The following is a 9,304-nucleotide window of genomic DNA, read 5'->3' on the forward strand; positions in this document are numbered from 1 at the left end:
CAACGACAATCAGGCAAACTTCTTCTGGACTTCTGCGGACACGTTCGCGGGTGCTTCCGCGTAGTGATCGAATTGCATCGTAAAGGTCGCGCGTCCCTGGCTCATCGAGCGCAGGTTATTCACGTACCCGAACATGTTCATGAGCGGCACCATCGCGTTGATGACGTTGGCGTTGCCGCGCATGTCTTGACCCTGGATCTGGCCGCGCCGCGAATTCAGGTCGCCGATGACCGAACCGGTATAGTCTTCCGGGGTCACCACTTCGACCTTCATGATCGGCTCGAGCAGGACGGACTTGCCCTTCGTCAGCGCTTCGCGGAATGCCGCGCGCGATGCGATTTCGAAGGCCAGCGCCGACGAGTCGACGTCGTGATACTTGCCGTCGACCAGCGTCACCTTGACGTCGACCACCGGGAAGCCGGCGACGACACCCGAGCCCATCACGCTGTTGAGACCCTTTTCGACGCCGGGGATATATTCCTTCGGCACCGAACCACCAACAACCTTGGACTCGAACTCGTAGCCCTTGCCGGGCTCGTTCGGCTCGACCACGATCGACACTTCAGCGAACTGACCGGTACCACCGGTCTGCTTCTTGTGCGTGTACTTGACCTCGGCCTTTTTGGTGACGCGCTCACGGAACGCCACCTGCGGCGCGCCAATGTTCGCATCGACCTTGTAGGTACGGCGCAGGATGTCGACCTTGATGTCGAGATGAAGTTCGCCCATGCCCTTGAGAATGGTCTGGCCGGACTCCTGGTCGGTCGACACCCGGAACGACGGATCTTCCGCAGCGAGCTTCGCCAGTGCGACGCCGAGCTTTTCCTGGTCGGCCTTCGACTTCGGCTCGATGGCGATTTCGATCACCGGCTCCGGGAATTCCATCTTCTCCAGGATCACCTGCTTGTCGGGATCGCACAGCGTGTCACCGGTGCGCGCTTCCTTCAGGCCCGCCAAAGCAACGATGTCGCCGGCATAAGCTTCCTTGATGTCTTCGCGGTTGTTCGCATGCATCAGCAGCATGCGGCCGATACGTTCTTTCTTCTCGCGGGTCGAGTTGACCACGCCGGTACCGCTCATCAGCACACCCGAATAGATGCGGCAGAAGGTGATGGTGCCGACGAACGGGTCGTCCATGATCTTGAACGCGAGCAGAGCCAGCGGCTCCTTGTCGTCGGCCTTGCGGGTGACTTCGTTGCCGTCTTCATCGATGCCCTTGATGGCGGGCACGTCGACCGGCGACGGCAGATAGTCCACGACCGCGTCGAGCAGCGGCTGCACGCCCTTGTTCTTGAACGCCGAACCGCACAGCACCGGGAAGAACGCGCCGGTCAGCACGGCCTTGCGGATCATGCGCTTCAAGGTCGCGACATCGGGCTCCTTGCCGTCGAGGTAAGCAGCAAGAACGTCGTCGTCGAGTTCGACGGCGGCTTCCAGCAGCTTCTCGCGATATTCATTGGCCTTCTCGACCATGTCCTCGGGAATATCGATGTCGACGAACTTGGCGTCGAGCTTCTCTTCTTCCCAGACGACGCCCTTCATGCGGACGAGATCGATCAGGCCCTTGAAGTTGTTTTCGGAGCCGATCGGAAGCTGGATCGCAATCGGCTTGGCGCCGAGGCGATCGACAATATCCTGCATGCATTTGTAGAAGTCGGCGCCGGTCTTATCCATCTTGTTGGCGAAGACGATGCGCGGAACGCGGTACTTGTCGCCCTGACGCCAGACGGTTTCGGTCTGAGGTTCAACGCCCTGGTTGGAGTCGAGCACGCATACCGCGCCGTCGAGCACGCGCAGCGAACGCTCGACTTCAATGGTGAAGTCGACGTGGCCGGGAGTGTCGATGATGTTGAGGCGCTTGCCTTCCCAGAACGCGGTGGTCGCAGCCGACGTAATCGTAATGCCGCGCTCCTGCTCCTGCTCCATCCAGTCCATCGTCGCGGCACCTTCGTGCACTTCGCCGATCTTGTGGCTCTTGCCGGTGTAATAAAGGATGCGCTCGGTGGTCGTGGTCTTGCCGGCATCGATATGCGCCATGATACCGAAGTTGCGGTAGTTCTCTATGGCATGAACGCGGGGCATGGGTTGTTCCTTAAAATCCGTGTTTCGCCGTTACCAGCGATAGTGCGAGAAGGCGCGGTTGGCTTCAGCCATCCGGTGCACGTCTTCACGCTTCTTGACGGCGTTCCCCCGGTTATTCGACGCGTCGAGCAACTCGGCCGAGAGCCGCTCCGTCATGGTCTTCTCGTTGCGATCGCGCGCCGCGGTGATGATCCAGCGAATGCCCAGCGCCTGACGGCGGACGGAACGCACTTCAACCGGCACCTGATAGGTGGCGCCGCCGACGCGGCGCGAACGCACTTCGATGGTCGGCATGACGTTTTCCAGCGCCTGCTCGAACACCGGCAGCGGGCCCTGCTTGGTCTTGGCCTCGATCATGGCGAGCGCGCCGTAGACGATGCTCTCGGCGGCAGACTTCTTGCCGTCGTACATGATCGAATTCATGAACTTCGTAATGATGATGTTCCCGAACTTCGGATCCGGGTTCACTTCACGCTTTTCAGCTGAATGGCGACGAGACATCTTGGCTGTTCCCGCTTACTTCGGACGCTTCGCGCCGTACTTCGAACGACGCTGCTTACGGTTCTTGACGCCCTGGGTATCGAGGACGCCGCGGAGAATGTGGTAGCGCACGCCGGGCAAATCCTTGACGCGGCCGCCGCGGATCATGACCACCGAGTGTTCCTGAAGGTTATGGCCTTCACCGGGGATGTAGCCGATCACTTCGAAGCCGTTGGTCAGGCGCACCTTGGCAACCTTACGAAGCGCCGAGTTCGGCTTCTTCGGGGTCGTGGTATAGACGCGCGTGCAAACGCCGCGCTTCTGCGGCGACTGCTGCAGCGCCGGCACCTTCTTGCGCGACTTCTGCACGGTACGCGGTTTTGCGATCAGCTGGTTGATCGTCGGCATGTCAGCCTTCACCCTTTAGTTCGCGCGAAACCGGAGATGGCTTCGCAAATTCTTCTCGGGACTAGCCGCCCCGTTCGGCCGCTTTGCACGGGAAAAACACCCACGCAAAACGAAATCGCGCCAACCACTCATTGCTGAGCGGAAAGCGCTTCGACGCCACAGAGGACCGCGACTGAAGGCCGATCAGCGTTCGCTGTTCGGCCTGCTACCGAGGTCATGCATCCGAGTTCACTCTCAAGAGAACGTGCTCAAGAGAACTAAAATCGCACTGGCATTGCCTAGCTATATGATCGACAGCGTTTGAGCGGCATTCGTCGAGGTTGGTGCCCGTCTCAGTCCAGAAGGATTTGGGTCCATAAGGATTTGAAGGGTGTTCCGTTCCGACGCTGGCGACGCTCACCGCCTGTCGTGAAGTGGGGGTCTTCTATAAGCCGTGGGTAGCTAAGTCAAGCGAAACGACAACGCAGGAAACGCCTATGGCACCTGCAGATTCAGAGCTTCGCGTGAATCGGTGCGTAGCGAAATCGACGGCACTCCCCGCTTCTTCGAATCGAGCGGCACCAGCGATTCTCGCCTATTTTACCCGGGTAAATATATCCAGAAACATAATTCCCCCGGTTCCCGTCCAAAGCGGATTGCCAAGCTAAGCCTTTATTTGCCTTTCCCGGCGCAAAACTAGCCCTTCAAGGCCGGAAATTCCTATGCAGTACACGGACATTGCAATTATCGGGGGCGGCCTCGCCGGCTCGACCGCGGCCGCGATGCTCGGACGCGCCGGGATTCCGACGCTCCTGATCGACCCGCATGAAAATTATCCGTTCGATTTTCGCGTCGAAAAGCTAAGCGGCGGCACCCAGGTCGACCTTTTGTACAAGACGGGATTCGCCGATTCGCTGCTGCGTTCGACCACCCATGACGGCGAAAACTGGATCGCGCGGGCCGGCTATCTGCTCGACAAGCGGCCGAGCCAGCAGTTCGGCATCATGTATGACGCGCTGATCATGGCGATTCGGGCCGAAATCCCCAAACCTGCCGAACTGGTCTACGCCAAGGTCACGGATGTCTCGACCAGCGACGATCGCCAGAAGCTCACGCTCTCGAACGGCGAATCGATCTCGGCGCGGCTGGTGGTGCTGGCCAATGGGTTGAACATCGGGCTCCGCCGCAATCTCGGCATCGAACGCCAGATCATCAGCCCGTGCCACTCGATCTCGATCGGATTCGACCTTGCGCCCGCCGGTCGCGCCGCTTTCGCATTTCCCGCGCTGACCTATTTTTCGGAACGTCCGAGCGCCCGTATCCCCTATCTGACGCTGTTTCCGGTTGGCACCAGGATGCGAGCGAATCTGTTCGCCTATCGCGAGGCCGACGATCCCTGGCTGCGCGAGATGCGGCAAAAGCCGGTCGAGACCATGAATGCCGCGCTGCCGCGGCTGCGCCGCATCACCGGCGAGTATACCGTGTCAGGCGACGTCAAGATCAGGCCAGCGGATATCCACGTCAGCACAGGCTATCGGCAGCCCGGCATCGTCCTGGTCGGCGACGCCTTCGCCACCACCTGCCCCGTCACGGGCACCGGCACAGACAAGGTACTCACTGACGTCACCCAGCTCTGCAACGTCCATATTCCCGCCTGGTTGGCGACCGAGGGCATGAACGAGGCCAAGATCGCGTCGTACTACGAAGATCCGGTCAAGCAGGCCTGCGACGCCTGGTCGATGGCGAAGGCCTTCAGCTTCCGCAAGGTCACCCTGGACCGCGGCATCTACTGGCGCGCACAACGCCTGGCGCGATTCCTGGCGTGGTTTGGCGAAGGCAATCTGCGACGGTTACGCAAGGCAATCAGCGCGGAAGCAAAAACCCACGCTCACTCCTCGTCGTCCTCGTCCTCATCATCATCGTCGTCTTCATTGTCGTCGTCGGCCTGACCGGCCGCATTGTGCGGCTTGTGGCCCTGGTCGTCCCAGAGCTTGCGGTAGGCGCCATTGCGGGCAAGCAGCTCCGCGTGCGAGCCGCGCTCGATCGCCTTGCCGTTTGAAATCACGATGATCTCGTCCATCTCGACCACCGACGTCAGGCGGTGCGTCGACCAGATCATGGTGCGTCCCTCCGCCACCTTCAGCAGCGTGCGATTGATCGCCGCTTCCGTGGTCTGGTCGAGCGCGGACGTCGCTTCGTCCAGCAGCAGGACGGACGGGTTGCGGATGACGGCGCGCGCGATCGCGATGCGCTGGCGCTGGCCGCCCGACAGCGTGTCGCCGCGTTCGCCGACCGGCGTGTCGTATTTCTGCGGCAGGCTCATGATGTACTGGTGAATCTCGGCCTTCTTGGCGGCCTCCACGACCTCTTCGTCGCTCGCGCCTTCCTTGCCGAGCCGGATGTTTTCGCGGATCGACATGTTGAACAGCATGTTCTCCTGGAACACGACCGCCATGCTCCCGCGCAGCGATTCCAGGGTGACGCGGCGGACGTCGACGCCGTCGATGGTCAGGCGCCCCTCGTCGGGCTGGTAGAGCCGCAGGATCAGATTGAGCAGCGTGCTCTTGCCGGAGCCGCTGGGTCCGACGATGGCGATACGCTTGCCGGCATTGAGCTTGAGGCTGAGATTGTCGAGCACCGGCGTCTCGCTGCCCTCGTACTGGAAGGTCACGCGATCGAAGGTGATGTCGTTGGTGATGCGCGGCAGGTCGGGCGCGCCGGGGCGGTCGGCCCCGCGGGTCGGCTCGTCCAGCAGTTCCTGCATATGCCGCACCGATGCGGCCGCCTGGATCGACACCGGAATGAAATGCATCAGATGGGCGATGTTGTAGGACACCTCCCAGAACGCGCTCTCGAAGGTTACGAAGGTGCCGATGGTGATCTGGCCCGTGGTGGCGAGATAGGCGCCGATCGCGAGCACCACCAGATGCAGCAACAGCACCGAGATCGTGACGGTGCGTTCCACCATGGTCGACAGGAACACCGCGGACGCGGTCTTGGTGCGCACATCCTGGTTGCGCAGGGAGAACCAGCCGAACGCGCGGCGCTGCAAGCTGAACGCTTTCACCACCGCCTGGGCCGCGACGTTTTCCTGCACCATGCCGAGCAGCGCCGATTCATTCAGCTTCTGCTCGTAATTGGCCTGCACCGCCTTTGGCGTCAAAATCCGCGGGCCGATCAGCGTGATCGGAAACACCAGAAGCGCGACGGCCGCGAGCTGCCAGTTCAGGAACAGCATCAGGATGATGCCGGCGATCAGTTCCAGGAACGGCAGCGCCGCGCTGTTGGCAAAGGTCTTGACCGCCCCCTCGAACGCCGAGAGGTCGATCGAGAAGCGCGAGAGAATTTCGCCACGCTTGGTGCGGGCGAAATAGCCCGCCGGCAAGCTCTGGACATGCTCGAACAACCGCGTCCGGACATCGGAAATGATGCCGGCTGCCAACCGCGCATCCCAGCGCTCATACCAGATCGCGACGATCGAGGTGATGATGCCGGCGACCGCGAGCACGCCGAGGATCTTGTAGAGCGCCTGGAAATCCTCTTCGCCAAGCGCGTCGTCGATCAGGAACTTCAGGCTGAGCGGCATGATGACGTTGAACAGCGTCTCGACCAGCACGCCGAAGGTGACGATCGCCAATGGCTTCCTGTAATTGCCCAGATAGGGCTTGACGAAGCCGTAGACCGTCGCCATCGCGCCGGCGGCTTCCTTCGCGGTGAAGACGACGAGGTCCTCGTCATCATCGTCGTCGAGCTCCAGCTCGTCGTCCTCGTCCTCGTCTTTCTTGGCTTTTTTGTCTTTTATGCCGTCATCGGCGGCGGGCAAGCCGGCCGGCTTGCCACTGGCGATAGCCTCGAGCGCGAGCTTCTTCGCAAGCTCAGGATCGTCCGCTGACGCGGGATTCTGATCATCCGAAGAAGGAGGCTTTGGCGCCATGAAACCAACCGATGCTGCACGGCCGGCATGACCGCAAATCGAAACGCGATAGCGGTGGACGCTACCGCGCCGATCCTATGCGATCAGGATGAATTCGGCAAAACAATTGGCAAACAATCCGAGTACCGGAAGCTGCCGATCAGTCTTCGGACTCCACCTTGTCGAAGAACGAATAGCGCAGGCTGTCGGAGTCGGCGTACCACTGTCCCGGCCCCTTGTTGGCGGCAAGCGTCGCTGCCCACAATGCATCGGTGACGTCGCGGCGATGCATTGAGAGGTCGAATCCGTTGCCGAAGAACAACTCCGACCATTCCCACCAGGTGCTGAGCTTCTTCACCCCGCGCAGCAGGTCGTAGCGGTCGATCAGCGCCGGCGGCGTGTCCGACGTGACGGAGCCGAACAGCAGTCCGGTCTTGATCACCCGGTTCAGTTCGCGCACGGCGCGCGGGACCTGCTTCTCCGCGACGTGGCACAGGCTGGTCTCGAACACGAAATCGAACTCGCCGTCCTTGAACGGCATATCGACGATCGAGCCGAGCTTGTTGAATTTCTTCAGCGCCTTCGGCGTCCGGGCATGGATGGCGCGGTTGTTTTCGATGCCCCAGGCGTCGATGCCGCGCTCGCGCAGCGCGCCGACTAGTTCGCCGCTGGCCGAGCCGGCGATCAGGAGCTTGTAGCCCCTCGCCCGGTTCCAGACGATCTTGATCAGGTCCGTCAGATAGGCCGGGTCGGTAAACTCGCTCCAGACCTCGCTGTAGGGGCCAAGCCCGCGATAATTTTCGAAATAATCGCGATCGATCTTGTCGGAGAGCGACCCGCCCGCCTGCGCGCGTGCGCGGCGTAGCCGCATCATCTCGGAGACGATGATGTCGGTGGCGGCGTCGGAGGAGTCGAGCAGTCCGTTGAGCGTGGAGTCGAACAGATAGTCGCCGACCACGACGATCCCCGGATGTTCCTTCGGCTCGGGCCGGTGGTTGGTCATGACGTCGCGCACCGGCAAGCCGCCCGGCAGCGCGTTCACCGACGACAGCCAGCGATGGATCTTGCCTTCCTTGAAATAGTCACGGGCGTTGCCGAGCGCCGCCGGCAGCGACTTCAACGCGGCGTCGATCAGTTCCTGATCGCTGAGATTGGCAAATGCCAGCGCATCGGAACCCGCGATCAGCCAGTTCAGGACGCCATGCTTGCCCACATCATGACGCGCGCCCTCGTTGTAGACGCAGCAGCCGCCGAATGCCTCCGACATGAACCAGGCGCCGGGGATCTTCTCGCCCCAGAACGGTTCGTCGAACAGGATCGAAACCCGCAGATAATGCGCGGGCCGGTCGAAATAGGCGACGTGCTTGACCATCGACTTGCGCAGCTGTTCGCCGTTCCAGCGCATCGTGCCGAGCCAGGAATGCGGCAGGCACATCACCACGAGATCGAAGTCCCGCGTCTCCGGTCCCTTGCCGTTCATCATGTTGAGCTGATAGCGGCCGGAGGACGTCTTGCCGACCTGGAGCACCCGGTGATTGAGCTGGATATCGGCCGTGACTTCGCTGCGCAGGCAATCGACCAGTTGTTCGTTGCCGTTCTGAATCGAATACAGCCCGATATAGCCGTCGACATCCATCACGAAGTTCTTCAGCGCGTTCAGCCCGTTGGTGTTGTGGGGCTCGGTCGCGATGTCCGAGCGGGCCATCACCTTGAAGAAGCGCTTGGCGGTATCGTCGTCGACGAACTTTTCGAGCAGTTCCTCGGCGGTCATGTAGGCCCACGGATGCTCGTTATCGTGGGCGCCGACGCCTTCGTAATATTCGAGCGGCGACACCATATCGCTGCAGCGCTTGCGGAAGCCCTCGATCGCGGCTGCGGTCTTCGCGCCGTATTTGCGGCGCATGCCCGGCACGTCATTGAGGAGTTCGCCGTCGAACTGCACCTGCTCGGCGTCCATCGGAATCGTCTGCAGGCCGAAATGCTGGATCAGCTCGCGCAGCGGATCCGGGCCGGTCATCGAGTAATCATAGATCTCGGCAACGCCGGCCTCATACATCGCCGGCGCCGAATCGAATTTGCGCGTGACGATCTTGCCGCCGACCCGGTCGGATGCCTCGTAGATCGTGATGCGGCAGAGATCGCCGAGCTTCTTTTTCAGATACCAGGCGCTCATCAGCCCGCCCGGGCCGCCGCCTACGATTGCAAGATCGAGCATGTGTTTTCCGCAAGTTCCCGCCTGCCCCCAAGTGCAGCCGGTTTAAGTCTCCTTAGCAAAAGCGCTTTTCACCCTGAAGGGAAGATGAACAAAGCGGGTCCGCGCATTGCAGCAATGCCGGAAAGCGCCAGGGAGCCCACGATAACTGCGCTTTTTCATCCGAATCCGTACTCTTACGGGGGTTCGGCGCCGGTGGTTGATCGGGCGTCGCCGTGTGTGAATTCGCA

At 61.3% G+C, this 9,304-nt stretch carries 6 protein-coding genes; 1 reads left to right on the top strand and 5 read right to left on the bottom strand.

Translation table 11 applies throughout. The features are described from left to right. Positions 1-9: 9 nt before the first annotated feature. From fusA to rpsL, 3 genes are read right to left on the bottom strand one after another with little or no spacing between them, the layout of a single operon-like run. On the bottom strand, positions 10-2,082 hold the full coding sequence (gene fusA, locus JQ611_RS17215; RefSeq protein ID WP_212466079.1) for an elongation factor G: 2,073 nt from the start codon (positions 2,080-2,082) through the stop codon (positions 10-12). Between the two features lie 30 nt (positions 2,083-2,112). Then, a complete protein-coding gene (gene rpsG / locus JQ611_RS17220) occupies positions 2,113-2,583 on the bottom strand; it encodes a 30S ribosomal protein S7 (RefSeq protein ID WP_192733871.1) in 471 nt (156 codons plus the stop codon). Positions 2,584-2,598: 15 nt separating this feature from the next. After that, positions 2,599-2,970 carry a 30S ribosomal protein S12 gene (gene rpsL / locus JQ611_RS17225; RefSeq protein WP_057849132.1) on the bottom strand — a complete coding sequence of 124 codons (372 nt, stop codon included), beginning with the start codon at positions 2,968-2,970 and terminating at the stop codon, positions 2,599-2,601. A gap of 701 nt (positions 2,971-3,671) precedes the next feature. Between rpsL and JQ611_RS17230 the strand changes: the two genes are divergently transcribed. Continuing rightward, positions 3,672-4,898, top strand: a complete 1,227-nt coding sequence (locus JQ611_RS17230; RefSeq protein ID WP_212466080.1) for an NAD(P)/FAD-dependent oxidoreductase — start codon at positions 3,672-3,674, stop codon at positions 4,896-4,898. Here JQ611_RS17230 and JQ611_RS17235 read toward each other — a convergent pair. Both JQ611_RS17235 and JQ611_RS17240 read right to left on the bottom strand, forming a co-directional pair. Then, the gene (locus JQ611_RS17235) at positions 4,838-6,883 is read right to left on the bottom strand and encodes an ABC transporter ATP-binding protein (protein ID WP_212466081.1); all 2,046 of its coding nucleotides are present in this window, start codon (positions 6,881-6,883) and stop codon (positions 4,838-4,840) included. The two genes, JQ611_RS17230 and JQ611_RS17235, sit on opposite strands and share 61 nt — an antisense overlap. 139 nt (positions 6,884-7,022) lie before the next feature. Further along, positions 7,023-9,077: an FAD-dependent oxidoreductase gene (locus JQ611_RS17240; RefSeq protein WP_212391699.1), complete on the bottom strand. Its 2,055-nt coding sequence runs from the start codon at positions 9,075-9,077 to the stop codon at positions 7,023-7,025. Between the last annotated feature and the right edge of the window lie 227 nt (positions 9,078-9,304).

Source organism: Bradyrhizobium sp. AUGA SZCCT0182, assembly GCF_018130185.1.
Taxonomy (GTDB): domain Bacteria; phylum Pseudomonadota; class Alphaproteobacteria; order Rhizobiales; family Xanthobacteraceae; genus Bradyrhizobium.

Coding starts and splice junctions, on each gene's coding strand:
- fusA (WP_212466079.1), bottom strand. CDS start 2,082: ATGCCCCGCGTTCATGCCATAGAGAACTACCGCAACTTCGGTATCATG.
- rpsG (WP_192733871.1), bottom strand. CDS start 2,583: ATGTCTCGTCGCCATTCAGCTGAAAAGCGTGAAGTGAACCCGGATCCG.
- rpsL (WP_057849132.1), bottom strand. CDS start 2,970: ATGCCGACGATCAACCAGCTGATCGCAAAACCGCGTACCGTGCAGAAG.
- JQ611_RS17230 (WP_212466080.1), top strand. CDS start 3,672: ATGCAGTACACGGACATTGCAATTATCGGGGGCGGCCTCGCCGGCTCG.
- JQ611_RS17235 (WP_212466081.1), bottom strand. CDS start 6,883: ATGGCGCCAAAGCCTCCTTCTTCGGATGATCAGAATCCCGCGTCAGCG.
- JQ611_RS17240 (WP_212391699.1), bottom strand. CDS start 9,077: ATGCTCGATCTTGCAATCGTAGGCGGCGGCCCGGGCGGGCTGATGAGC.